General features: G+C 65.9%; 24 protein-coding genes and 1 pseudogene. 9 read left to right on the top strand and 16 right to left on the bottom strand.

Going from position 1 to position 23679, the window contains the following annotated elements; genetic code table 11:
• Positions 1–49 precede the first annotated feature (49 nt).
• The 5 genes from thiE to L2A60_RS03125 all read right to left on the bottom strand — a co-directional run bounded on the left by thiE (position 50) and on the right by L2A60_RS03125 (position 6003).
• Positions 50–691 carry a thiamine phosphate synthase gene (gene thiE / locus L2A60_RS03105; protein ID WP_235702908.1) on the bottom strand — a complete coding sequence of 214 codons (642 nt, stop codon included), beginning with the start codon at positions 689–691 and terminating at the stop codon, positions 50–52.
• Positions 688–1602, bottom strand: coding sequence for a class I fructose-bisphosphate aldolase (locus L2A60_RS03110; RefSeq protein WP_235702909.1), 915 nt, complete (start codon positions 1600–1602; stop codon positions 688–690). Before L2A60_RS03110 ends, thiE begins: the two co-directional genes overlap by 4 nt.
• A 36-nt stretch (positions 1603–1638) precedes the next feature.
• Entirely contained in the window at positions 1639–2013 is a 375-nt protein-coding gene (locus tag L2A60_RS03115; protein ID WP_235702910.1) for a hypothetical protein, read from the bottom strand.
• Between the two features lie 13 nt (positions 2014–2026).
• Positions 2027–4426: a DNA translocase FtsK gene (locus L2A60_RS03120; RefSeq protein WP_235702911.1), complete on the bottom strand. Its 2400-nt coding sequence runs from the start codon at positions 4424–4426 to the stop codon at positions 2027–2029.
• Positions 4427–4641: 215 nt separating this feature from the next.
• Positions 4642–6003, bottom strand: coding sequence for an ammonium transporter (locus L2A60_RS03125; protein WP_235702912.1), 1362 nt, complete (start codon positions 6001–6003; stop codon positions 4642–4644).
• A 294-nt stretch (positions 6004–6297) separates the two neighbouring features.
• On the opposite strand from L2A60_RS03125, the gene L2A60_RS03130 reads away from it, so the two are divergent.
• From L2A60_RS03130 to L2A60_RS03140, 3 genes are all read left to right on the top strand, one after another.
• Positions 6298–7032, top strand: a complete 735-nt coding sequence (locus L2A60_RS03130) for a hypothetical protein (RefSeq protein ID WP_235702913.1) — start codon at positions 6298–6300, stop codon at positions 7030–7032.
• Positions 7033–7037: 5 nt separating this feature from the next.
• Positions 7038–8225, top strand: a complete 1188-nt coding sequence (locus L2A60_RS03135) for a UbiH/UbiF/VisC/COQ6 family ubiquinone biosynthesis hydroxylase (RefSeq protein WP_235702914.1) — start codon at positions 7038–7040, stop codon at positions 8223–8225.
• A gap of 121 nt (positions 8226–8346) precedes the next feature.
• Entirely contained in the window at positions 8347–9084 is a 738-nt protein-coding gene (locus tag L2A60_RS03140; RefSeq protein ID WP_235702915.1) for a GntR family transcriptional regulator, read from the top strand.
• An 80-nt stretch (positions 9085–9164) separates the two neighbouring features.
• Here L2A60_RS03140 and L2A60_RS03145 read toward each other — a convergent pair whose 3' ends face one another.
• The 3 genes from L2A60_RS03145 to L2A60_RS03155 form a co-directional block, all read right to left on the bottom strand.
• Positions 9165–9437: a type II toxin-antitoxin system RelE family toxin gene (locus L2A60_RS03145; RefSeq protein WP_235702916.1), complete on the bottom strand. Its 273-nt coding sequence runs from the start codon at positions 9435–9437 to the stop codon at positions 9165–9167.
• Positions 9421–9645 carry a type II toxin-antitoxin system RelB family antitoxin gene (gene relB / locus L2A60_RS03150; RefSeq protein ID WP_235702917.1) on the bottom strand — a complete coding sequence of 75 codons (225 nt, stop codon included), beginning with the start codon at positions 9643–9645 and terminating at the stop codon, positions 9421–9423. The genes L2A60_RS03145 and relB overlap by 17 nt, the downstream gene beginning before the upstream one ends.
• Positions 9646–9962: 317 nt before the next feature.
• A complete protein-coding gene (locus L2A60_RS03155; protein WP_235702937.1) occupies positions 9963–10997 on the bottom strand; it encodes a polyprenyl synthetase family protein in 1035 nt (344 codons plus the stop codon).
• Between the two features lie 90 nt (positions 10998–11087).
• Here L2A60_RS03155 and L2A60_RS03160 point away from each other — a divergent pair, with 90 nt between their 5' ends.
• Together L2A60_RS03160 and L2A60_RS03165 are read left to right on the top strand one after the other, a co-directional pair.
• Positions 11088–11294, top strand: coding sequence for a putative signal transducing protein (locus L2A60_RS03160; protein ID WP_235702918.1), 207 nt, complete (start codon positions 11088–11090; stop codon positions 11292–11294).
• On the top strand, positions 11291–12010 hold the full coding sequence (locus L2A60_RS03165; protein ID WP_235702919.1) for a tRNA1(Val) (adenine(37)-N6)-methyltransferase: 720 nt from the start codon (positions 11291–11293) through the stop codon (positions 12008–12010). Before L2A60_RS03160 ends, L2A60_RS03165 begins: the two co-directional genes overlap by 4 nt.
• 12 nt (positions 12011–12022) lie before the next feature.
• Here L2A60_RS03165 and L2A60_RS03170 read toward each other — a convergent pair whose 3' ends face one another.
• The 7 genes from L2A60_RS03170 to L2A60_RS03200 form a co-directional block, all read right to left on the bottom strand.
• Positions 12023–13513, bottom strand: a complete 1491-nt coding sequence (locus L2A60_RS03170; RefSeq protein WP_235702920.1) for a multicopper oxidase family protein — start codon at positions 13511–13513, stop codon at positions 12023–12025.
• A gap of 11 nt (positions 13514–13524) precedes the next feature.
• Positions 13525–14712 carry a permease gene (locus tag L2A60_RS03175; RefSeq protein ID WP_235702921.1) on the bottom strand — a complete coding sequence of 396 codons (1188 nt, stop codon included), beginning with the start codon at positions 14710–14712 and terminating at the stop codon, positions 13525–13527.
• Positions 14713–14774: 62 nt separating this feature from the next.
• Positions 14775–17075, bottom strand: coding sequence for a hypothetical protein (locus L2A60_RS03180; RefSeq protein ID WP_235702922.1), 2301 nt, complete (start codon positions 17073–17075; stop codon positions 14775–14777).
• A 50-nt stretch (positions 17076–17125) separates the two neighbouring features.
• Positions 17126–17833: a MotE family protein gene (locus tag L2A60_RS03185; protein ID WP_235702923.1), complete on the bottom strand. Its 708-nt coding sequence runs from the start codon at positions 17831–17833 to the stop codon at positions 17126–17128.
• Between the two features lie 164 nt (positions 17834–17997).
• Positions 17998–18432 (bottom strand): hypothetical protein, encoded by a 435-nt coding sequence (locus tag L2A60_RS03190; protein WP_235702924.1) that lies wholly within the window; start codon positions 18430–18432, stop codon positions 17998–18000.
• Positions 18429–19421, bottom strand: a complete 993-nt coding sequence (locus L2A60_RS03195) for a FliM/FliN family flagellar motor switch protein (protein ID WP_235702925.1) — start codon at positions 19419–19421, stop codon at positions 18429–18431. Before L2A60_RS03195 ends, L2A60_RS03190 begins: the two co-directional genes overlap by 4 nt.
• Positions 19418–19933 (bottom strand): flagellar basal body-associated FliL family protein, encoded by a 516-nt coding sequence (locus L2A60_RS03200; RefSeq protein ID WP_235702926.1) that lies wholly within the window; start codon positions 19931–19933, stop codon positions 19418–19420. Before L2A60_RS03200 ends, L2A60_RS03195 begins: the two co-directional genes overlap by 4 nt.
• A gap of 210 nt (positions 19934–20143) precedes the next feature.
• On the opposite strand from L2A60_RS03200, the gene L2A60_RS03205 reads away from it, so the two are divergent.
• From L2A60_RS03205 to flgH, 4 genes are read left to right on the top strand one after another with little or no spacing between them, the layout of a single operon-like run.
• A complete protein-coding gene (locus tag L2A60_RS03205; protein ID WP_235702927.1) occupies positions 20144–20887 on the top strand; it encodes a flagellar hook-basal body complex protein in 744 nt (247 codons plus the stop codon).
• 30 nt (positions 20888–20917) lie between these two features.
• The gene (gene flgG / locus L2A60_RS03210; protein WP_235702928.1) at positions 20918–21700 is read left to right on the top strand and encodes a flagellar basal-body rod protein FlgG; all 783 of its coding nucleotides are present in this window, start codon (positions 20918–20920) and stop codon (positions 21698–21700) included.
• A 7-nt stretch (positions 21701–21707) separates the two neighbouring features.
• Positions 21708–22709 carry a flagellar basal body P-ring formation chaperone FlgA gene (flgA, locus tag L2A60_RS03215; protein WP_235702929.1) on the top strand — a complete coding sequence of 334 codons (1002 nt, stop codon included), beginning with the start codon at positions 21708–21710 and terminating at the stop codon, positions 22707–22709.
• Positions 22706–23479, top strand: a complete 774-nt coding sequence (gene flgH, locus L2A60_RS03220) for a flagellar basal body L-ring protein FlgH (RefSeq protein ID WP_235702930.1) — start codon at positions 22706–22708, stop codon at positions 23477–23479. Before flgA ends, flgH begins: the two co-directional genes overlap by 4 nt.
• A gap of 90 nt (positions 23480–23569) precedes the next feature.
• On the opposite strand, the pseudogene L2A60_RS03225 reads toward flgH, so the two are convergent.
• Positions 23570–23679: pseudogene (locus tag L2A60_RS03225) on the bottom strand (IS5/IS1182 family transposase); the annotation flags it as partial.

Below are 23679 nucleotides of genomic sequence, written 5' to 3' on the forward strand. Positions count from 1 at the left end.
TCCGGTTTGGTCCCTTTGTTTCACGTGAAACAAGCGACAGTTATCATGATTAACTTTTTGGATTTTCAGCTAACGTCATCGCCGCCAGCATCGCCCGCACCCCGGCGGCGGGGCCATCGGGATGATTCCACACCGCCCCGACCACCGCAAGAAAATCGGCCCCGGCCTCGACCAGGGGGGCGCAATTCTCCGGCGTGATCCCGCCGATCGCGACGCACGGCACCTCCATCACGTCCGCCCACCACGCGATGATATCCACTTCCGCGCGCGTCTTGGCCTGCTTGGTCGCGGTGGGAAAAAACGCACCGAACGCCACATAATCCGCGCCCGCCTCGGCGGCTTCCATCGCGAGATGCCGCGATGAATGGCACGTCACCCCGAGGCTGAGGCCGCCCAGCATCCGCCGCGCCGCCGCGACGCCGCCTGGGCCCAGATCTTCCTGGCCGAGATGGGCGCCGTCGCACCCTAGCTCCACCGCGAGATCGGCGCGGTCGTTCACCAGGAACGCCACATCCCGCGCCTGCGCGACCGGGCGCAGCGCGTCGATCGCCCGCCTGACCTCATCCTCCGCCGCATCCTTCAGCCGCAACTGAACGCAGGCGACCGGACCGGCATCGAGTGCCGCCGCCAGCGCATCGGGGAAGGTCGCCACCTCGATGCGCGGCGGCGTGACCAGATAAAGCTGGCTCAAGCCTTTCCTTGATAGATCGCGATAATCCGCGCGAGCAGCGCCAGCGCTTCGTCGCGCGGGCGGGTGAACGAATTGCGCCCGATGATCGAGCCCGTCGCGCCGCCTTCGTGCAGTCCCTTCACCGTCTCGATCAGCACGTCCGCAGTTCCGGCCTCGCCGCCCGAGAACACCACCAGCCGCCGCCCGGCGAAGCAGGACTGCACGACATGCTCGACCCGCTTTGCAAGGGTCGAAATATCGACCTTCTCATAGGCTTTTTTCGCCGCTTCCAGCCCGATATGCTCGGTCGGCGGCTTCACCTTGATGATATGTGCGCCCAGCAGTGCCGCCATATGCGCGGCATAGGCGCAGATATCGACGGCGGTTTCGGCCTTCTTGTCGAGGTTCGGCCCGCGCGGATACGACCACAAAACCACCGCCAGCCCCACCGATTTCGCTTCCTCGGCCAGCTCGCGGAACTCCTCCATCATCTCGAACTGATATTCGCTGCCCGGATAGATGGTGAAGCCGATCGCCGCACAACCCAGCCGCAGCGCGTCCGATACCGAGCCGGTCACCGCCTGGTCCTTCTCGGTCGCCAGGCTGTTCGACGAATTCAGCTTGAGAATGGTCGGAATCGACCCGGCATAGCTGCCCGCCGCCGCCTCGATCATGCCGAGCGGCGCCGCATAGGCCGACAGCCCGGCATCGAGGGCGAGCTGAAAATGATAATGCGGATCATAGGCGGCCGGGTTGCTCGCGAAGCTGCGGGCCGGCCCGTGCTCGAACCCCTGATCGACCGGGAGGATCACCAGCCTGCCCGTGCCGCCGAGCTTGCCCTGCATCAGGATGCGCGCGAGATTGCCCTTGCTGCCCGGATTGTCGCTCTCGTACCAGTCGAGAATTTTCCTCACCCGTTGCGTCACGCGCATGTCGATCTCCCTTGGAATGTCAGAGGCGTCAATGTGCTAGCCGAATTCGCCTGCGCCACCAAGCCAGCCGGCAAGACGCCGATCGGCGCCCCGCTGTGCCAGATCGAGCGACGGCGGCGGCTTATCAAGGAGAATGGCGCCGGATTCGGCGGCGATCGCCGCCACCCGCGCGAAAATGACCGGCTCCGCATCGAGCACGATACCGTGGAGACCAAGCCGCAACGCTTCGATCGCCCGGCCCGGCGCATCGGCGCAGTCGAGCAGCGAAAACCCGGTGAATCCGGCCTGTTCCAGCAGCGCCTGCCACCACAGACACCCGGCATACAGCGCGAATCCGGGCGGCGAGAGCAGCGTGACCGGCAACCCAACCGCCAGCGCCGCCGCCACATGCTCCCGATCGTGAACGATCACGGCAGGAGCAAAATCAGTCGTCGCGGCCCCCGGTAATCAGCACCTCGCGCTTGCCCACATGGTTGGCGGGGCCGACCACGCCCTCTTTCTCCATCTGCTCGATCAGCCGCGCCGCGCGATTGTAGCCGATCTGCAGATGGCGCTGAATGAAGGAGGTCGACGCCTTGCCCTCGCGCGCGACCAGCGAAACCGCCTGCTGATACAACCCGCCCTCCCCGGCTTCGGCGGCGGCGAGTCCGGGCATCACCGGCGCATCCTCCTCGATCGCTTCGGTCACCGCCTCGACATAGTCGGGCTCGCCCTGCTCACGCAGATAGGCGACCACGTCCTCGACCTCGCGGTCGGTGACGAACGGCCCATGGACGCGGGTGATCCGCCCGCCGCCGGCCATGTAGAGCATGTCGCCCTGGCCGAGGAGCTGTTCCGAACCCTGCTCGCCCAGAATGGTCCGGCTGTCGAACTTGGAAATCACCTGGAAACTGATCCGGGTCGGGAAATTCGCCTTGATCGTGCCGGTGATGACATCGACCGAGGGTCGCTGCGTCGCCATGATGACGTGAATGCCCGCCGCGCGCGCCATTTGCGCGAGGCGCTGCACCGCCGCCTCGATCTCTTTGCCGGCGACCATCATCAGATCGGCCATTTCGTCGATCACGACGACGATCAGCGGCAAGGCTTCGAGCGCCAGCGGCTGGTCCTCGAAAATCGGCCGCCCGGTCTCGCTGTCGAAGCCGGTCTGCACCCGCCGCGTCACCACCTCGCCGCGCGACAGCGCCTCGTTCACCCGGTCGTTATAGCCGGCGATGTTGCGCACCGAGAGCCCGCTCATCGCGCGGTAGCGGCGCTCCATCTCGCGCACCACCCATTTCAGCGCCGCGACCGCCTTCGCCGGTTCGGTGACGACCGGCGCCAATAGATGGGGGATGCCCTCATACACCGAGAGTTCCAGCATTTTCGGATCGATCAGGATCAGCCGGCACTGCTCGGGCGACAGCCGGTACAGCAGCGACAGAATCATCGCGTTGACGCCGACCGACTTGCCCGACCCGGTAGTGCCGGCGATCAGCAGATGCGGCATCCGCGCCAGATCGGCGATCACCGGCACGCCGCCGATATCCTTGCCGAGCGCCAGGGCGAGCTTGCCGGAATGGCCGCCCCACTCCGCGACTTCCATCAGTTCAGAGAGAAACACCGTCTCGCGCTTGGCGTTCGGCACCTCGATGCCGATCACGTTGCGGCCCTGCACGGTGGCGATGCGCACCGCGAGCACCGACAGGCTGCGCGCGATGTCGTCGGCGAGGCCGATCACCCGCGCGGAGCGGATTCCCGGCGCCGGCTCCAGTTCGTAGAGGGTCACGACCGGGCCGGGGCGAATTTCCACGATCCGCCCCTGCACGCCGTAATCGCCGAGCACGGTTTCCAGGAGCCGTGCGTTGGATTGCAGCGCCTCGGCCGAAGGGCCGGTGGTCGCGCGCTGCGGCGCCGGCTTGAGCAGTTCCATCGGCGGCAGCCGCCAGCCGGTTTCCGGCAAAGGCAGGCGCTCCTGCTTCGGCGGCGCCTTTTTCGCGGGCGCGGCCCTGGTCAATTTTGTCGGAGCCGCCACCAATCTTTCATGCCCCAGTCTTTCATGCCCTGGCCGGTCATGCAGCGGCACGAGCAGGGCCGCGCGTTCCTCGGGGTCGAGCGCCTCGGTCATCGGCGGGGTGTTGAGCACCGGGGCGAGCCAGGCCGAAACCGCGCCGGCGCCGCTGCGCGCGCCGCGCATCGCCCGGCCGCTCTGTCGGGCCGAAATCCGCGCCGCTTTGGCCGCACCCCGGCCCGCCGCGCGCCATTCCCCAGGGCTCAGCCCGAAGGCGTAGAGCGTGGAGGCAAGGCCAATCAGCGCCGAACTCGCCAGGGCGAGACCGCGCCCGATCACGCCGAGCGCGGAATGCGCGACCGAGGCGCCGAACCCGCCGAGCAGCGCACCCGCGGCACCGCCGAGGCCGGCGGGCACCGGCCAGTCGGGCATCAAGCGCGGGTCGATCGCATGGGCGGCGCCGAGCGCGGCGGCGAGCGCGGGCATCGCGACCAAAGTGGCGGCCAGCCGCATCCGCCAATGGCCGATGCCGCCCCGGTTCACTAGGCCATAGGCCCAGGCGAGCAGGACCAGGCCGGGCAGCACCGCGGCGACGCCGAAGCCCTGGAGCAGCGCATCGGCCAGACCGGCGCCGAACCTTCCGGCAAGATTGGCGGGCGGCAGGGTAGAGGCGGTATCGAAAGACGGATCGCCGGGATGATAGGTCGCGAGCGCGATCAGCACGGTCAGCCCGGCCAGCACCGCGAACAAGGCGGCGATCTCGGCGAAATGCCGGGCGAAGCGCGCTTTCAGGGCGGGCGAGAGGAAGCGGCGGGCATCGGTGGTCGCGGACATCGGTAAATCAGGCTCCGGCAATGCGGTTCGGATTGAACTGTAGCCCGAATCCGCCTGATTCGACAAAACAAAATGACCGGACACCCGGAACCGCCGGGCAGCGGGCGGTTTTCCGGCTGTAGATAAACCGTTTGCGAGCCGCCGGCACATAAGAAAAACCATCCAGGGTCGGCGACCCTGGATGGCTTGGCATCGCGTGGCGATGAGGTCGCGTGTCAGTCGCCCATCACCGGCACGCCGCGCTGGCCGTCGGCGAAGATCGCGTAGGCTTCCTCGCCATGGGCGGCTTCGTCGCCCATTTTCAGCATCTCCTCGTCCATCCGCAGCGGCACCACGAGGCGAATCAGGTTGAGCAGGATGACGGTGCCCACGATATTGACCGCGATGATGAAACCGGCGCCGATGAGCTGCAGGACGAACTGGTGAAAATTGCCGTAGAACCAGCCGGTCACGTTGACCGCGGTGTCCTTGCCGGTCGCGAGGTATTCGATCATTTTCGGGTCGGCGAGAATGCCGGTGCCGAGCCCGCCGACGATGGCGGCCACGCCATGGGTGTGAATCACGCCGAGCGTGTCGTCGACCTTGCGCATGAAGCCCATCTTGCCGACCTTGTTCCAGGTCAGCCAGGGCAGCGAGCCGGCGGCGAGACCGAGGATGATCGCGCCCGTGCCATTGACGTAGCCCGCCGCCGGCGTGATCGCGACGAGTCCGGCGATCATGCCGTTCACCGCGCCGAGCACCGAGGGTAGGCCGAAAGCGAACACATCGAGCACGATCCAGGTCAGCAGGGCGGTCGCCGCAGCGGTATGTGTGTTGAGAACGGCGGCCCCGGCATCGGCGTTGGCGAAATACGGGTCACCGCCATTGAAGCCCGACCAGCCGAGCCAGAGGATGCCGGCGCCGACCAGGGTGATCAGCAGCGAGTTCGGATGGAAGCTCTCGCGGTCGCGCGCGAGGCGCGGACCGATGATCGCCGCCGCGGTGAAGCCGGATACCGCCGAGGCGAGATGGATGACGTAGCCGCCCGAGTAGTCGACCACGCCCATCTGGCCGAGCCAGCCGCCGCCCCAGAGCGAATAGGCGCCGACCGAATAGATGAAGGTCGTCCAGAGCGGCACGAAAATCATCCAAGCCTTGAAATTCATCCGCCCGAGCACCGAGCCGCACAGAATGATCGGCGTGATCGCGGCGAACACGAACTGGAAGTAAACCAGGGTCGCCATGCCATAGCCGAGCGGCGGCATGCCGGCGGCGGCGGAGGGGATGATCGCCTGTTTTTCCTCGTTCCAGGCGGAGGTGATCTGACCCGGATGGCCGAGGAACGCCCCGAGACTGCCGATGTTCAGCCAGGGTTTGCCGAACGACATGTTGTAGGCCCACAGCATCCAGACGATCAGCACCGCCGCGAAGGCATAGAGCGCCATGAAGGCCGAGTTGATCGCCCATTTCTTCTTGACGATGCCGCCATAGAGAACGACCAGGCCGGGCATGCTCATCAGTCCGACAAGCGTTGCCGAGGTGAGCTGCCAGGCATTGTCGCCGGTATTGAGCCATGCGGGGGAAGGGATCAGTGCCATTGTCGTGTCGTCTCCATTGGGTCTCAGCGACCGTCATACGGCGCACCAGCGCCGCCCGGATCAATCGATGCAGATTCCATGCCAACGAGACTCGACGATCCAATCGCTTACAAAAGCTTCATTCTATTCGCCGGCCCAAAAATCAGCATAATTTTTAGACTTGAATTGGCGAATTTATATGCAATGATGTGGCGGTCGCGGCCATTTCATCCCATCGCACCGGGCTTGCCCGGCCAAGGCGGGCGTCATAACCTGCAACGAACGCGGTCCGGTCGTTTCCGGTTGGAGGGTATCGTGACGGTCACCGTCTATGTCTGGCGCTTTCGCAAACTGGGCGTGCTCGGCTTCGGCAATGTCGGCCACGCCTCGATCCAGGTCAGGTTTTCGGGTGCGGCGGATCGCGATTTCTATCTGAGCTGGTGGCCCGGCGGCGACGATGTGCATGGCCGGGCCCGGCAGGCGCTGCGCCATACCACCTCGCACAGTCTTCAGGTCGGCTACGGCAACAAGGCGCAGAAAGCCGCACGCGACGCGGTCGCCCACGCCACCGACGAGCGCGGCAATCTGCTGGTGCCCGACGACAAGCTGAAAGAGGTGCAAAGCCGGTTCGTCAGCGACAAGACCGCCGAGGGACGCAGCGCGGAGGCGAAATACAAGTTCAATCTCAACGGCACGAAACTGCTTAACGAAACCCGGATGGAGGCCGCGTTCCAGTCGATCCATCAGGGCCGGCAGACGCTTTCGGCGAAAGGCCACGCCAAGGCCGGCGAATACAGCCTGGTGCATCAGAATTGTTCGGACGCGGTGGCCTGGCTGCTGGAAGCCGGCGGCGCCGGCACCCTGGTGCCGAAACCGAAAATGCGGTTTTTCTGGACCCCGACCGACATCGCGAAATGGTGCGACCGGCTGGTTCTGGCCGCGAACGACAAGAAATCGGGTGCCGCGCAGCGGATTCGCGGCTTCACCAACAACGATATCGATTTCACCCCGCTCGACTGGAAGTTCAGCGCCCTCGCGACGGCGTCGTGACCGGAATGCGCGACACCGATATCGCGATCATCGGCGCCGGCCCGGTCGGCGCCGCGCTGGCGCTGCGGCTCGCGCAGGCAGGGCGCTCGGTCCTGCTGGTCGACCGGGCGGCGCTGCCGCCGATGGAGCACCCGGATTTCGACGGCCGCGCCTATGCCATCGCCCAGGGCTCGCGTCCGCTGCTCGACGAGACCGGATTATGGGACACCCTGCCCTTCGCGCCCCGCCCGATCGAGCAGATCCGCGTATCGGACGGCAAGCCGGGACGGCCCGCATCGCCGCTGTTCCTGAATTTCGATCATCGCGATGTCGGCGACGATCCGTTCGGCTGGATCGTCGAGGCGCGGTCACTGCGGATGGCGATCAATCGCCGGCTCGCCGAAGCGGAAAACCTGATCCTGCGCGCGCCGTCGGACGCTTCGGTGGTCCGGTCGGACGATCATGCCGCCATCACCCTCGCGGATGGCGAGGCGTTCCGGGCGCGGCTGGTGGTGGCCGCCGACGGGCGGGCGAGCCAGTTGCGGGCGGAGGCGAACATTCCGGTGACCCGCTTCGCCTATCGGCAGAGCGCGGTGGTCTGCGCGATCGCCCACGGGCGGCCGCATCGCGGCGTGGCGCTGGAGCATTTCCTGCCCGGCGGACCCTTCGCGCAACTGCCGATGAGCGACGCCGAGGATGGCGCGCATATCTCCGCCATCGTGTTCACCGACAGCCATGCGGTCGCATCCCGCCTCGGCACGCTGGACGATGCGCGGTTCACCGCCGAGGTCGCGCGCAGACTGGGCGATCATCTCGGCGCGATCCGGCTGGTCGGACGGCGCTGGACCTATCCGCTCTCTGCGCTGCACGCGCATCGCTATTTCGCGGCACGGCTCGCTTTGGTCGGCGATTCGGCGCACGGCATCCACCCGATCGCCGGACAGGGGCTCAATCTCGGCCTGCGCGACGCGATGGCGCTGGCGCGGTTGATCGACGCGGCGGACGATCCGGGCACGCCCGGTCTGCTCGCCCGCTACCAGCGTGCGCGCCGGCCGGACAATCTGCTGATGCTGCTCGCGACCGACGGGCTCGACCGGCTGTTCTCGACCGATCTGCCGCCGGTGCGACTCGCGCGCGATCTCGGCCTCGCCGCGGTCAACCGGATGCCCCGGCTGAAGCGCGCCTTCATGCGGACGGCGATGGGAATTTCTTAGCAGCCACCCCGAAACGGGGTGGGCATCGTTAAATTTTTCGTGCATATTATACATGCCATGCAAAAGCCCATTCTAAATTCGCGGCGAATGGCGCATCGTGTCACGATCAGGAGACGTTCCGATGGATGACACGCCCCAGTTGCCGCAGATCAAGGTCGAGCCGCTCGAAGCCAGCGTCGGGCTGCGCCGGCTCGCGACCGACGCGATCAAGCACGCGATTACCAATATGGATATCTACGACCACCCCGAGGAGGTCCGGCTCGACGAGCGCCAGCTCTCGCGCGATCTCGGGGTCAGCCGCACGCCGATCCGCGAGGCGCTGAGCCTGCTCGAGCAGGAGGGGTTCGTCCGCTCGGTGCCGCGCCGGGGTATTTATGTCGTGCGCAAGAACAAGCGCGAGATGATCGAGATGATCACCGTCTGGTCGGCGATCGAGGCCATGGCGGCGCGGCTCGCCTGCGAACGGGCGACGCCGGAGGAGCTTGCCGAGCTGCGCGCGATCGCCGAGTTCAGGAAGCAGAATCCCGCCACCCATATCAGCGAATATTCCCAGACCAACATGATCTTTCACAAGACGATCATTCGAATGAGCGGCTGCGTGCTGATGTCGGAGCTGGTCGAGAACCTGTTCATCCATATGCGGGCGATCCGCTCGGTGACGATGCGCCAGGGCGACCGGGCGCAGCGCTCGATCGTCGATCACATGAACATCGTGGCCGCGCTGGAAGCGCGGGACGCGGATCTGGCGGCGCGGCGGGTACGCGAGCACACGCTGGGGCTTGCCGCGCATATCGAGAAATACGGCGATTTTCTGGATCAGTTCCAGAGCACCGAAACCCGGAAGCGGCGCTACGCCTGACCGGCTCTATCCTGATACCGATGCCGGCAAATGACGCCCGCAAACAGCGTTTTGTCATTGGGATTCGGTTTAAGATCTGCCTATCGTTTGTAAACGCCACGCCGGTTGCCTGAGCGAACGACCAGGATGCACACCGCACCGTCCTGGATATCGGCGATAATGCGATAGTCGCCGACCCGGTATTTCCAGAATTCGCCAAGCTTCGAGCCTTTCAGAGCTTCGCCGAGGCTCCTTGGATCGTCGATCGCGGATAGTCGCTCGAACAGAAATTTCACGATCCGTCGGGCGGCCTGGCGGTCAAGTTTATCCAGTTCTTTCTTTGCAGCCGGATCGAACTCAATCCTCCAGGCCATATTGCTTCATCACATCGGCCAGCGGAATGGTTTTGGTTCGCCCGGCCCGGATGTCGATCAAGCGCTGTTCGGCCAAATAGAGGTCTTCCAGATCGGCCAAGTGCTCAAGGATCGCTTCGCGGGCATAGAAGGTCTTGGAACGACCGGTCGCCTTAGCCAGTGCGTCCAGCCGCTTTTCGATATCTTCCGGCAATCGGATAGCGAGCATGGCACCTCTCCTGAAGATCGTGCGCTATACAAATATAGCACATCGTTTCGCGAAAACCATACTGAATAAGCCACGACCAAACCTCGCACCGCCTTCGCTGACGAGGTTGGACCGGTATCCTCGAACGTCATCCCAACCGAGTTGCTACGGTGGTCGCTATTGATCCTCCCAAATCGAACAAAAGAGGCGTTCTCCTAACTTTCTTTCCCTGCAAATCTGCATTGAGAGGAGGACGACATGGACGCAGCGGCACGGGCGGCCCGGCAAGCGGCCGAGCGTGCCGCGGTTGGCGGAGGCTTTGGGCAGCGGGATTTGCGTCAGTGCCGGCGGGAGACGGCGTAGTCCGCCGCGTCCATCATCAAACTCCGTACCGGATCGTCGGGGAAGATCGCCAGGGCGGCCTTGGCCGCGTTCGCGAAGCCGTGGGCGCGGTCGATCGTCCGGCCGATCGCATCATGCCGGCCGATCAGGTCGAGGGCGGTCGCGAGATCGGCGCCGGTCTGCTCGCCAAGCTCGATCGTGCGGTGCCAGAAGGCGCGTTCGGCCGCGTCGCCAGCGGCGTAAGCGGTGAGCACCGGGTAGGTCAGCTTGCCCTCGCGGAAATCGTCGCCGACCGTCTTGCCGAGTTCGCCCTGGTCGGCGGCGTAATCGAGCGCATCGTCGACCAGTTGGAACGCCATGCCGAGCGCCGAGCCATAGGCGGCAAGGGCGGCGCAAAGCGCCGGATCGCGCTGCGCGACCACCGCCCCGACCTCGCACGCGGCGGCGAACAGGGCTGCCGTCTTGCCCTCGATCACCCTGAAATAGCGCGGGATATCGGTGCCGAGGTCGTTCTGGGTCGAGAGTTGCAGCACTTCGCCCTCGGCGATCGTGGCCGAGGCGCTGCTCAGGATGCGCAGCACCTCCAGCGAACCGTCGGCGACCATCAGCTCGAAGGCGCGGGCGAACAGGAAATCGCCCACCAGCACCGACGCCTTGTTGCCGAACACCGCATTCGCGCTGGCGAGGCCGCGGCGCAGATCGCTTTCGTCCACCACGTCGTCGTGCAGCAGGGTCGCGGTGTGGATGAATTCGACGCAGGCGGCGAGGCGGATATGGCGGTCGCCCTGATAGCCGCAGAGCCGGGCCGCGGCCAGGGTGAGCAGCGGGCGCAGCCGCTTGCCGCCGGCGGCGATGAGATGGGCGGCCAGTTGCGGGATCAGATCGACCTCGCTGGCCATGCGCGCCACGATCGTGTCGTTGGTGGCGGCGAGATCGGCATCGAGCAAGGCGGCGAGCCGGTGCAGGGCATCCCCGCCGGCAGGCGCGATCACGGTTACGGCATCGTGCTCCGACGTCAGCAAGCCATCCACAGCCGGGTTCAACCTTGTCATATTGTTGCGACGGATACAGCATATCGGCCTGCCGCGACGAGGGTCAAGGCGAGAGGGAGCAAGCCGCGCATGGAAGTCATCGTCGCCTCGACCGATACGATCCGCCTGAGTTTCCTGATGGCGCTGCTGCGCGACGCCGGGCTGGCGCCGGTTCTGCTCGATCAGAACATCGCGGCGGTGGAGGGCAATATCGGCATGTTTCCGCGCCGGATCGCGGTGAGTGCCGCCGATGCCGAGCGGGCGCGCCGGGTGCTGCGCGAAGCCGGCGAAGAGTGATCGTCACCGAAGGGACGCTGCTCGGTGGCAGGCTGCGCTATCGCCAGAGCGCGTCGGGCCACCGAACCGGGATCGAACCGGTGCTGCTCGCCGCCGCGATACCGGCCCGGCCGGGCGAGCGGGTGATCGAGGCCGGAACCGGCGCCGGCGCCGGTCTGCTCTGCCTCGGCCATCGGGTGGCGGGGCTTGCCGGCGTGGGAGTCGAGCGCGATCCCGCGCTTGCCGGTCTCGCGGCGGCGAATTTCCATGCCAACGGGCTTGACGGGATCGGCGCCGTCGCCGCCGATATCGCGCGACTGCCGCTCGCCGTCGGGTTCCACCACGCCTTCGCCAACCCGCCCTGGCGCGATGTCGCCGATACCGCCTCGCCCGATCCGGGCCGCCGGCTCGCTCATCGCGCGCCGGCAGGGCTGCTCGCCGCCTGGGTTGGCGCACTCGCCGCCGTTCTGCGTGCGCGCGGGAGCATCACCCTGATCCTGCCGGCTTCATCGCTGAGCGATACCTGCGCGGTTCTGCGGGACGCGGGCTGCGGCGCCTGCCGCGTTCTGCCGCTCTGGCCGCGCGCCGGACGAGCGGCGAAGCTGGTCATCGTCCAGGCGCGCAAAGGCGCGCGCGGGCCGGACGCGCTGCTGCCCGGCCTGATTCTGCATGGAGCAACGGGCTACACGGGGGAAGCCGAGGCGATTTTACGCGACGGCACGGCGCTGGTGCTGTAATGCCGGCCCAGATCAGACGATGCCGTGATAGCGGAACTCCATCATCATTCCCGTCATCATGTGATAGAGATTGTGGCAGTGGAACGCCCATCGGCCGAGATTGTCGGCATCGAACGCGATCCGCACGCTGCCCATCCTCGGTTGCACCAGAACCGTGTCGCGCACCGCGCCGGCGATCGGTTTACCGTCGAGCGCGATCACCTGGAAAGCGTGGCCGTGCAGATGCATCGGGTGCGCCATCATCGAGCGGTTGACCAGTTCGATTTCCACCCGCTGGCCTTTGGTCAGCATCAGCGGTTCGATCTTCGGCCAGTATTGCCCGTTCAGCGCCCAGGCGAAGGGCGTCATGCGGCCCGACAGCACGATGCGGTGCACGCGATCGGGCCGGCGCGGCCGGATCGGGCGCATGGCCGAAAGCCGTGCTTCCAGCGTGTTATCGACCGGCTTGGCCGGGTGCGGCGCGAGCGCGGCAATGCGCCCGATCCGCGCGCCCTGGGTTGCGAGGACGATGCCGGCGCGGTCCCGCCTGCCCTCGACCTGGGCCAGAACCGGGAATGCCCCGTGACGCGGCAAATCGATCAGGATATCGAGCCGCTGGGCGATCGCGATCGGGAAGCGTGAGCCGGGCACCGGGTGAACCGGATGGCCGTCGGCGGCGACCACCCTGCCCGCGAGGCTGCCGAGATCGATCCAGAACTGACTCGCCGAAGCGCCGTTGATGATCCTGAGCCGGAGCCGGCCGCCCTTCCCCACCCGGACGATCTCGGGGTCCGACAATGTGCGGTCGTTGGCGAGATAGGCGTCGTAGGCGATGTCGTTCAGGTCCATCGCCATGCCGGAGCCCATGTGCATGCCGTTCATGGGCATGGCCGTCATGCCGGATTGGCCGGCCGATCGTGACGGCGGTTGCGGCGAGGACAGGTTTTCGATTTGCCGCGCCATTGCGTGCGCCTGTTCCGGTGTGGTTCGGATCAGGCCGGCAAGCAGTTCATCCGGCGCGCGGAAGCTGAAATCGTGCAGCAGCAGCACGATGTCCTGCCGGTCCTCGCGCAATTCCGCCGCATCGCGGACGATCAGTGGCGCGGCCATCAGGCCCTGCTCCTGCAATCCCTGATGCGAATGCATCCAGAACGTGCCGGGGATCGGCGCGAAATCGTAACTTTTGGTGGCACCCGGCGCGATCGGCGGGGTTTGCGGCCAGGGGAAACCATCGTCGGTCCAGGGCGGCAACTGGCCGTGCCAGTGGATGATGGTGCGGCCCCCGGCCTGATTGACCAGATCGACGGCGAAACGCTCGCCCGGTTCGAGGGTGATGCCGGGGCGTCCATCTGGCCCGGTGAGGCGAAACACGCGGGCGGGTTTTCCATCCACCTCAAGGCTGCCGGTTCCGGCGACGAGGCGTTTTGGCGCGGTCTCGGCGCGGACGGTTGCAGGGAGAAGCGGCACCGCGCCGAGAGCGGCGCCGGATGCCAGAAGCCAGCGACGGGAGGTGGGCAGGTTCATGCGGATCGTCCTCAGCCGTGATGGTGATGGTGGTGATGGCCGTGATTCTGCCCTTCGGCGGGCGCGGACATCATGCGCAGCATGCCGGGCCCGCCGGTGCGGAGAAACCGCAGGGTCAGGATGCAAGACAGGAGCAGAAACAGAATGTCCAGAATCGTCGTGTAGTTCCAGCCGATATGGCCCGCGCCGAACCGGGTGTGCCGCCCGACGGGGATCAGCCCGGCGGCGCCGAAGCCGAGTTCGACGATATAGCCGGTCGCGACCATGACGGCGTAGAACACCGCGGCGAGCAGGGCGGCGACCTTCAGGCCGTAATATTTGCGGTAGATGTCGAGGATCGGCAGGATCAGCAGATCGGCGAACAGGAAGGCGACCACGCCGCCGAAGCTGATGCCGCCATTCCACAGCACGGCGGCGAGCGGCACGTTGCCGACCGAGCAGACGAAGGAAATCACCGCGACCAGCGGGCCGGCCAGGGGACCGATCAGCTTGGAAGCGATCGGATCGTGGACCAGAAACAGCGATTGCCAGGCGTGGTGCGGAACCCACGCCGCGAGCGCGCCCGCGATGAGCAGTCCGGCCGCGATATCGACCCACACGCTCGCCCAATCCATCACGTAGAAATGGCTGATCGCGGTGAAACCCTTGGGCGAAACCGCCCTTGCCAGAATCGATAGGTCGCCGCCGACCGACATGTCCATCGCCGCGTGACCCTCCATGCGGCCCTGCCGGCCGTGCTCGGCCTCGGCGCGGGCCATCTCGATCCGGCGCGCGGTCATGACCTGGCGCAGCAGAAAGACCATGAGCGCGATCATGACCGGGCCGCCGATGAATTCGGCGAGGGTGAATTGCCAGCCGATCAGCACCGCGAGGATGATGCCGAGTTCGATGACCAGATTGGTCGAGGCGAACTGGAACGCCATCGCCGCGTTGAAATCGCCGCCCTTGCGGAAAATCGAGCGCGCGAGGGCCACCGCGGCATAGGAACAGGATGACGAGGCGGCGCCGAGGAGCGAGGCGGTCACGACGGTGCGCGGCCGCGAATCGGGCAGCAACCGGCTCATTTCGCCCTTGGTCACCACCGCCTGGACCACGCCCGACAGGAAAAACCCCAGGATCAGGGCCCAAAGAATGTCCCAGCCCATCGACAAGGCGTCACCGAGCGCCCGGAGGACGGCGAGTGCGAGATGATGCGCCATGCCGGCACGGTCTCCTTTCAATCCACCGGGATATGGGCATAAAGATTGCCCCTGCGGGAGGGTCAATGCTTCGGCGGTTTCGCCGGCACCGGGGCGAGCGCCGCGCCGGCGCGCTCGATCGCGGCGATCTGGTGCAGTGCCGCCGACAAGGCGATTCCCCGCACGAGCGGCGGCGCCGTGATCGTATCGAACAAGGCGGCGTCTCGCCCCGGTGGCAGACGTGACTGATAGGCCGCGCGCAACCGTGCCAGCGTCCGTGCATCGCCGGCCTGGGACGCGGCGCTGGCCCATTGGGTCACGATGCGGGACGTATGGGTATCGAGCGGTCCGGCCGGCGGTATCTCGATGGCGGCAAGCCGCCGCAAGGCGGCCTGCGCCGCCTTCCAGTCATGCCGCGCGGCGGCGATCCGCGCGGAAAGCGCGAGCGCGCGGGGGTTGCCCGATTTGACCAGGAACGCGAGCGAAGCCGATCCGCCCTGCCGCGCGGCGATCTCGTCGGCGACCAAACGGCGCGCCGCAACCAGCTTGGGGTCGATATCGCTGGCGTTAGTCGAATCGAGCGCGGTTTGGGCTTGTTTCAGATGCCCCGCGTCGATCTCGATCCGTGCGAGGGCGAGGCCGAGACGGGCACGGTTCGCATCGCCGGATGCGCGGGCGATCAACTGGCGCATGACCGGCGCCGCGGTATCGGGCAGGTCGAGCGCGACCAGATGGCGGGACAGGATGCGCAGGATCGCGGAGCCGGCGCTGCCTTGCGGGATCAGGCCGGTATCGTTCTGGATCACCGCGATCGCGGCGAGCGGTTCCAGCCGATCCAGCGCGCCGGTGGTGACCAGTTCGCCGAACAGGGCGCGGCGAACGTGCTGGATGCGGGACCGACCGGCCGGAAACAACCGCTCGGCCCGGCGCAACCCCATCAGGGCACGCGGCCATTCGGCCGCCTTGGCGCGCAATCGTGCCAGGGCGATGCGCATGTCGAGTTCATGACGGGTGCCGCGCCAGTCATAGATGTGACGGGCGAGCGACGCCGCGGCATCATGCGCGCCGATCTGGTGCAGGCGGTAGCGCAGCAGGATCGACCGCGATCGCGCGATCCCGGCTGTGCGCTGATCCGGCCCGTGGATCAGCACATCGAAGGCGGCGAGCGCGGCGCGGGGATGCTGCGCCGCCTGAAGCGCTTCGGCGCGTGCCAGCGCGAGCCTGCGTTCGTGCGGCAAGGCCGCGAACAGCGACTGCGCCGCGGCAAGCCTGCCGCCGGCGACCAGCGCCTCCGCCGCGAGCGGCGCGATTTGCGCGCGCGGCAATGGTGGTTGGTCGAGCAATCGAGACACCGCGCGAGAGAGCAACCGGGCCGCGCGATTCGTCTTGCCGCGCTCGGCTTCCGCCAGGCCGCGCCAGAGATCCGTCCGATCGATAGTCGGCTGATCCTTGGGCCATGCGGCCAGTGCCGCGACCGGCCGGAACGACAGAACATCGGCGACGGCAAGCAGAGCGCGGCGATGCGGATCGTCGATCGCCGCCGGATCGTGCCGCAGCAGATCGGTGAGCACGCCATGCGCTTCGGGCCCGAGCCCGAGTGCCAGGAGAATGCGCGCGAGGCGCAGCGCCGCCGCGAGACGATCGAGCGGGGGCGCCGCCGCCAGACGCCGCTGCGCCGATTCCATCCGCCGGCGCAGGGCAACCACGGTAGCGCGCGGCAAACCGAGACCGCCTGTCGCCGCGGGCACGCTGTCGAGCAGCGACGCGGGGACCGGCGGCGTGCCGATCGGCAGAGGTGGCGCCGATGCGGCGGCGCGCAGCACGAACCCGGCTTGCCCCCTGACAAGACGCAATTCATCGGACGCGGCGGCGACGACAACGCCACGCCATGCCGGAATGACCGCGTAGCCTGGCCCTTGCAATCGGCGGCGGAGGGCCCCGCGATCGGTCACGGTGCCGACAAGAATTGGCGTGCCGGTGCGCGGATTTGCGAGCACGATCGTTGGACCCGCCGCCGTGGCCGGCAAACCGATCTGCCCATGACTGATCGAGGGCGCGATAAGGGCGGTCCGAGCCGATGCGTCGATCAGAATACGAAACGATCTTTTGCCTGCTTCGATACCGATTCTCTGCCCGCGTGCGAGCGGCAGGCGCAACACAGTGGCGTCGGGGAGATGAATTACTTCGGCGTCCGGCGATTTGGCGGCCTGTCGCAATGCCGACCGACCGACCGGCAGTTTCGCGGCAAATACCAGCACCGCATCCGGCCCAAGGCGAAACGCGGCCCGCCCGATGGTCGCGGGGGACTGATCGGCCGGGAGCAGAATCCTGAACCAGACCGGCTGGACCGTTCGAGCATGAGCGAATCCGGTCGCGACCAGCAAGAAGGCGAAAGCGACCCGTGCACGCCATGATCGAGAGAGGCGCCGGGATGTCACGGTGCGCCATCGGGGAGCAGGACGGCGGCTTTCATCGTGGTCGTTGCCGGGGACATGCCGGCCATTTTTTCGGTGATGACGCGGGCTTTCCGAGGCACCATGACGGCCAGAATCGATGCGGATTTGCGGCTATTCATTCGGCGAAGCACATTGAGGACCACCGCGGGATCGAGCCCGTCGAAAATACGCGCGGCGCTGCGCGGCTCCATCGCCGCGTAGGTCGCGACCAGGGCATTCCAGCGCGCAGTATCGACCGATCGGTGCTGTGCCTTGGTCGCCGCGAGTTTGGCGGCGAGCGGTTTCAGCGAAGCGATCTGCCGGCGCAATGCCGCCTTCGTCGCCGCAAGTTCCTGCTCCTGCCGGTCAAGCGCGGCGGCCCACGCATCGAGTGCCGCTTCCCGACGCTTCAGATCGAGCAGGATCTTGCGTTCTCCGGTTTCGGCCAACGGATTCGGCTTGCATATTGGCGGCGGTGGCGGCCGGTCGGTCCAGTTGGTCACGCGCATCGACGGCGGCGATACGCCTTGCGCGGGAGCGCTCGGCAACGCGGCCATGGCCGCCGGCTTATCGGGTACATTCTGCGCCACCGCCGCGCGCACCAGGCCTGCCGACTTCAAAACGATGGCGGCTCCAAGGCAGAAAATCGCAATCGGCAACAATCGGAACCGGCCGGCTCCGGTTCCGCGCCCTAGCCATTCTTTCATGCGGCTAGTGTCCCGATCCGAAAGTTCGTTATCATCAAAACCCGGCACAATGCGAACTTCCGAATCGAGAGGGCGCCAGAAAATATATGATTCCAGTGTGGTTTTTGGTTTTGAAATTCCTGAAATCGTCGCCGCGCGTGCGCAGGACCTTCAGAACCACCACACTAGGATAACGAGACATCGGCCAGCATCCGGGCGAGATCGCGCTCGGTCCGGCTCTTCAACCCGGCAGCCGATTGTTCTGTCGTGCATGACGCGGAGGGCGAACGGCTCCTCTCCCGCGATTGCGGCTTTCCGACTTGGACTGCGCGATCGATAAGTTGTTCGAGCATTTCACTGGTTCGGTCGGCAGCGGCGCAGGCGGACGCGATTCTGGCGGATGTTTCGCCGGACTGGATCTTCAAGCGGTCGGTCGCGGCAACGGCGGCGGCAATCGACACGCCGATCTGTTCGAGCAATGTTTGCAAGGCGGCCCGATCGCCACGAATCTGCCGCAACAGGCGATCGAGCCGCTTCGCGTAAATGATGGTCGCGATCATGACCGCGAGCAGCACGCATTCGAAAATCCATTCCGCTGCGCCAAGAATTTCGCCGGTCATCGTACCACCCGGTCGAGCCTGTGATCGATCTCGGCGGCGATTCGCCCGTTGCGGACGCCGGCATAAGCGGTAAACAGGCCGACATCGCCGCAGCGAAGCAGGATCGCCGAGCCTTTCGGACGGCCGATCGGCATCACATCCCCCTCCCGCATCGCCATCACGGCGCCCAGCGACATCGTTTGTTCATCGAGCATCGCTTCGAGTTCGACATCGGTGTGCCAGAGCTCTTCGGCGAGATGCGATTCCCAAATCGAATCGCGGCCGAATTTTTCGCCCATGAATTGCTGAAGCAGCAACTCGCGCACCGGCTCAAGCGTGGCGTAGGGCAGGATGATACCGATCGAGCCACTGCGATTGGCGAGGGACAGCGATATCCGCGCCGTGAGCGTGGCACCCGAGGCGCGGCCGATCGTCGCGAAGCGCGGGTCTGTCTCGGTCCGCTCGAAATCGAAAGATACCGTGCAGAGCGGCGCGAAACTCGCGGCCAGATCGTGCAGAATGAGACGGACCAGACGCTCGGCGACGTTGCGTTCGATCGACGTCAACGGTTTGCGGGATGCCGGTTCCCCGGCCCCGGCACGCCGGCCGCCGAGCATGATCTCGACCAGACTGTAGATCATGTCCGATTCGATGACGATAACGCCGAGATTGTCCCACTCGCGGGCACGAAAGACCGCGAGAAGCGCGGGATTCGCGATCGCGGCGAAACTGTCGGCGAGACGCTGCGAAGCAAGGCTGGCAAGCCTGACCTCGACATTGTCCTGGATGAAATTGCGTAGGCTGCCGCCAAGGATTCGCGCGAGATGCTCGAACACGATATCAGCCATCGGCAGACGCTCATAGCTCACCGCGTTGCCATGGATCAGCCGGTCGACGGTGATCGGTGCGCCGGCACCGGAGTCGCGGCCGGCTTCGAGAATGGCGTCGATCTCGTCGCGCCCGAGCAGCGGCATTGCTGCAGGCGGTTCGGACTCGGGACGTTCGCTCATTGCACGATCAACTCCTCGAACAGAACGTCGCGGACGATGTTTGGCGCAGCGGCAATTCGAACCCGGTCGATCAGCGCTTCGCGCAGCCGATAGGTGCCGGATGCGCCGCGCAATTCGCTGGGATGCATCGCGCGCAAATAGGTCTGGAACACATCGACGATGCGCGGCATGTCGTGCATCACCGCCTGGGCGGAGGCACCGTTCGGCAATTCCAGGGTCGCCTTCAGTTTCGCATAGGAATCCTGACCGGCCTGGACGTTCAGATTGGCGACGATTTCCGGGACCTTGACGAAGACCGGGCCAGAAAACAGCGCCGGCTTATGATGGTAGAACAGGTGCGGAATGATTCCGCTGAAAAACAACCCTCCGCCGACAAGCAGCAGAACGAGGGCAGGCGCTCCGAACAGCAGAGGAGTGCTGCGGCGGCGCGGCGGCGCGGGTTCGGCCGCACCCTCGGTTTGCGGGTTGGCCGTTTCCTGATTCGGTTTGGACCTCGTTGCGGTTTTCGCCATCGCTCGCTCTCTCGTTCGTCACGCGGAGTATCGGAGCCATTGGTTAATGTTTGATTACGATGAGTGTGTTCTTTCGCGAAAAATCGCCGGGCGCAGGACACGGAGCCATCAAATTATGTTTGTAAAATTTAGTCGATCGTTAAGATTTTGATGTCATTCCATTTCGGCCAGCAGAGGCAGGATTCGTCCCAAAACGGCGACAGGACAGGAATGAACAACACCACCAGCATCATTCTTTCGCGCATGATCACGGCGTCCCGCACGCTGGACGTGATCGCGAACAACATCGCCAATGTCTCGACCCCTGGCTATGAGGCGACGCATATCGAGTCCGGCGCGTGGATCGACCGGATGCGCGGGATCAGCGCACCGCCCGGCGGCCATAGCCTCGCCTATACCCAGGCGCTCGGCACCTGGCGCGATGCGCGCCCCGGTCCGATTCATCGCACCGGCAATCCGCTCGACCTCGCGATTTCAGGCGGCGGATATTTCACGGTTCAGACGCCGAATGGCCCGCGCCTTACCCGCGACGGGAAATTCGGCCTGCTGCCGAACGGCACGATTGCCGACACCGCCGGCAATCCCCTGCTCGACACCGGAGGACAGAAGATCACCGTTCCGCCGCAAAGCGGCGCCCTGACCATCGCGGCGGACGGCACGATCAGCACGGCGCGGGGGATCATCGGTCAGGTCGGCGTCGTCACCGTCACCAATCCGCAATCGCTGAAGGCGGAGGGCGGCAATCTGTTCCGGGCGACGACCGCGCCACTTCCCGCGCCGGACCCGCGGATCGTGCAAGGCGCGCTGGAAGGCTCGAACGTCAAGCCGATCGTCGAAATCACCCGGATGATGGAAGCGAGCCAGAATTTCCAGATGATCGCGCAATTCGTCTCGGCCGAGCAGGCGCGCGATCAGACGGCGATGAGCCAATTGCTTGGCGCGACAACGAGTTGATCGATCACCACTAAAATTAGGAAATCACGGATGCGCGCACTCGATGTCGCGGCCACCGGCATGCAGGCTCAGCAGACCAATGTGGAAGTCATCGCGAACAACATCGCCAATATGACGACCACGGGATTCAAGCGCCAGCGCGTCGAGTTTCAGGACCTGCTCTATCAGGATCTCAGGCGCGCCGGATCGAACAGTTCCGATGCCGGCACCATCGTGCCGTCGGGAACCCAGATCGGCCTCGGCGTCAAGACCGCCGGAATCTACCGGATCGATCAACAGGGCAATCTGCAGCAGACCGGCAATACGCTCGATCTCGCGATATCCGGCAATGGCTGGTTCCAGGTTACCCTGCCCTCGGGTCAGACCGCCTATACGCGGGACGGCACGTTCGGCCTTGCCCCCGACGGCACGATCGTCACCGCCGACGGCTATGTGGTGCAGCCCGGCATCCAGGTGCCGGCCAATGCGACCAATGTGACGATCAATGCCTCCGGCCAGGTACAGGCCAGCCTGTCCGGGCAAACCGCGCCGCAAACCGTGGGGCAACTGCAACTCGCGGCGTTTCCCAACGATGCCGGGCTGTCGGCGCAGGGCGGCAATCTGTTCGTGCAGACCGCGGCTTCCGGTGATCCGGTCAACGGCGTGCCGGGCGCTCCCGGTTTCGGCACGGTGCTGCAGGGATTCGTCGAAAATTCGAATGTCAACGTGGTCAGCGAGATCACCGATCTGATCACCGCGCAGCGCGCCTACGAAATGAACAGCCAGGTCATCACGGCCGCGAATCAGATGATGTCCACCCTCACCCATCTGTGATCGCATGATGCGCAAGCGGTTTCCGGCCCTGGTTCTGTTCGCCGCTGTTCTGACGGTGAATGCGGTGGCTTGTGCCGAGGTAACGGCGGCGCCCGTTCCACGCGGGCTGGTGTCGATCGACCGGCCGGTGGTGAAGCTCAAGGACCTGTTCCGCAACGCCGGCCGGCAAGCCGATGCGGTGCTTGGTCCGGCTCCGATGCCCGGCACGCGCATCCTGATCGCCACGCGGCAACTCGCGGCGATCGCGGTGCAGTTCGGGGTCCGCTGGGCGCCGGGGAACGCGGCGGCATCGGTCGTGATCGAGCGGCCGGGCACGCCGATCGGCCGCGCGCGGCTTGTCGCGGCGCTGCGGCGGGCGCTGCGGCTTGCCGGTGCGCCGAATCATGTCGCGATCCAGATCGGCGATAACAATCTGCCGATGATTCCCCCCGCCGCGCAGCCGGCGATTCTGGTGAACCGCATCGCCTATCACCGGATGAGCGGGAATTTTCGAGCACGACTGCTCGTCGATGCACCGGGCATGAGCGCCGCGAGCGCGCGGATCGCCGGGCTGGCCGAGCCTGCGGTCCAGGCTGTCGTTGCCGCTCACGGGCTGTTGCCCGGAGCGGTGCTCGGCAGCGGCGATGTCAGGCTGGCATGGATTCCGCGCAGCGACGTGCCGCCGGGCGCGATCACCGACCCCGCCCATGCGGTTGGCATGCAGATCGACCGTGCCATCGCCGCCGGCACGCCGCTATCCGGGCGCATGGTCGGCACCCCGGAACTGATCGCGCGCGGCGCGACAGTCGGCCTCGCCGTCGAGATGCCTGGGCTGGAGGTTACGGCGCGGGGTGTGGCATTGGCGGCGGGCGGCGGCGGCGCGGTGATCCCGGTGCTCAATCCGTCCTCGCATGAAATCGTCCAGGCGGTCATCGACGGTCCCGATCACGCGCATGTGGTGCCGGGAAGCACGCCGGCGCGGGCGCGCAACGCCATTCCCTATTACGGCCTGACCGGCGATCGGCCGTGACCGGCCGGCCGGCCCCTGCCGAAGCGGCGTGGATCGTTCTCCGCATCGCGACCCTGTCGATAACGGCGATGCTCGGCGGATGCGGGGTATTTTCCAATCTCGCCTATGTCGGCCATGCGCCGCCGATGTCGCCGATCGAAAACCCGACACAGGCGCCGAACTGGCGGCCGGTCAGTATGCCGATGCCGGCGCTGCACCGGGCGCCGACGGCCGCCGATAGCCTGTGGCGACGGGGGGCGCGCGCCTTCTTCAAGGACCAGCGGGCGTCGCGCGCCGGCGATATCATCACGATCCTGGTCAATATCAATGACGATGCAACGCTGAAGGATCAGACGACGCTGGGCCGCACCGGCTCGGAATCCATGGGCATTCCCAATCTGTTCGGGCTTGAGGGGCTGATTCCGCGCGTACTGGGCAAGGCGGTCAATCCATCGAGCCTCGTTTCGGTCTCGGGTGCCGGGAACTCGACGGGCACCGGCCAGATTCAGCGCAATGAAGCCGTCACCCTGTCGCTCGCCGGCGAGATCACCCAGGTTCTTCCCGACGGAAACCTTGTGGTGATGGCGCGCCAGGAAATGCGGGTGAACGACGAATTGCGCGTCATGACCGTTGCGGGAATCTGCCGGCCGCAGGATATCGCGAGCAACAATACGATTCAGGCCGATCAACTCGCCGAGGCGCGGATATCCTATGGCGGGCGCGGCCTGATCAGCGCCGAGCAATCCCCGCGCGTCGGCCAGCAGGTTCTCGACGATCTGGTGCCGTTCTGACGCGAGCACGGAGCGGCGGGTTATTTCCGCCGAACCGGGCTACCAGATAGTTACCAAAAATGTCCGCGCAGCCAAGACTAGGGTGTGTCGTCAATTAAGCCAGATAGCGGTGGCGGTGAGGTGGACGCCTGCGAGGAAGTTTCTGGCGGTTTTGTCGTAGCGCGTTGCAATGGCGCGGAATTGCTTGAGTTTGGCAAAGA

It is taken from the genome of Acidiphilium iwatense (assembly GCF_021556475.1).
GTDB lineage: Bacteria > Pseudomonadota > Alphaproteobacteria > Acetobacterales > Acetobacteraceae > Acidiphilium > Acidiphilium iwatense.

Excerpts from the sequence above, each read along its gene's own strand:
- L2A60_RS03110 (WP_235702909.1), bottom strand. The coding sequence starts at position 1,602 with ATGCGCGTGACGCAACGGGTGAGGAAAATTCTCGACTGGTACGAGAGC.
- L2A60_RS03120 (WP_235702911.1), bottom strand. The coding sequence starts at position 4,426 with ATGTCCGCGACCACCGATGCCCGCCGCTTCCTCTCGCCCGCCCTGAAA.
- L2A60_RS03125 (WP_235702912.1), bottom strand. The coding sequence starts at position 6,003 with ATGGCACTGATCCCTTCCCCCGCATGGCTCAATACCGGCGACAATGCC.
- L2A60_RS03135 (WP_235702914.1), top strand. The coding sequence starts at position 7,038 with ATGCGCGACACCGATATCGCGATCATCGGCGCCGGCCCGGTCGGCGCC.
- L2A60_RS03140 (WP_235702915.1), top strand. The coding sequence starts at position 8,347 with ATGGATGACACGCCCCAGTTGCCGCAGATCAAGGTCGAGCCGCTCGAA.
- L2A60_RS03145 (WP_235702916.1), bottom strand. The coding sequence starts at position 9,437 with ATGGCCTGGAGGATTGAGTTCGATCCGGCTGCAAAGAAAGAACTGGAT.
- relB (WP_235702917.1), bottom strand. The coding sequence starts at position 9,645 with ATGCTCGCTATCCGATTGCCGGAAGATATCGAAAAGCGGCTGGACGCA.
- L2A60_RS03160 (WP_235702918.1), top strand. The coding sequence starts at position 11,088 with ATGGAAGTCATCGTCGCCTCGACCGATACGATCCGCCTGAGTTTCCTG.
- L2A60_RS03170 (WP_235702920.1), bottom strand. The coding sequence starts at position 13,513 with ATGAACCTGCCCACCTCCCGTCGCTGGCTTCTGGCATCCGGCGCCGCT.
- L2A60_RS03175 (WP_235702921.1), bottom strand. The coding sequence starts at position 14,712 with ATGGCGCATCATCTCGCACTCGCCGTCCTCCGGGCGCTCGGTGACGCC.
- L2A60_RS03185 (WP_235702923.1), bottom strand. The coding sequence starts at position 17,833 with ATGAAAGAATGGCTAGGGCGCGGAACCGGAGCCGGCCGGTTCCGATTG.
- L2A60_RS03190 (WP_235702924.1), bottom strand. The coding sequence starts at position 18,432 with ATGACCGGCGAAATTCTTGGCGCAGCGGAATGGATTTTCGAATGCGTG.
- L2A60_RS03195 (WP_235702925.1), bottom strand. The coding sequence starts at position 19,421 with ATGAGCGAACGTCCCGAGTCCGAACCGCCTGCAGCAATGCCGCTGCTC.
- L2A60_RS03200 (WP_235702926.1), bottom strand. The coding sequence starts at position 19,933 with ATGGCGAAAACCGCAACGAGGTCCAAACCGAATCAGGAAACGGCCAAC.
- L2A60_RS03205 (WP_235702927.1), top strand. The coding sequence starts at position 20,144 with ATGAACAACACCACCAGCATCATTCTTTCGCGCATGATCACGGCGTCC.
- flgG (WP_235702928.1), top strand. The coding sequence starts at position 20,918 with ATGCGCGCACTCGATGTCGCGGCCACCGGCATGCAGGCTCAGCAGACC.
- flgA (WP_235702929.1), top strand. The coding sequence starts at position 21,708 with ATGCGCAAGCGGTTTCCGGCCCTGGTTCTGTTCGCCGCTGTTCTGACG.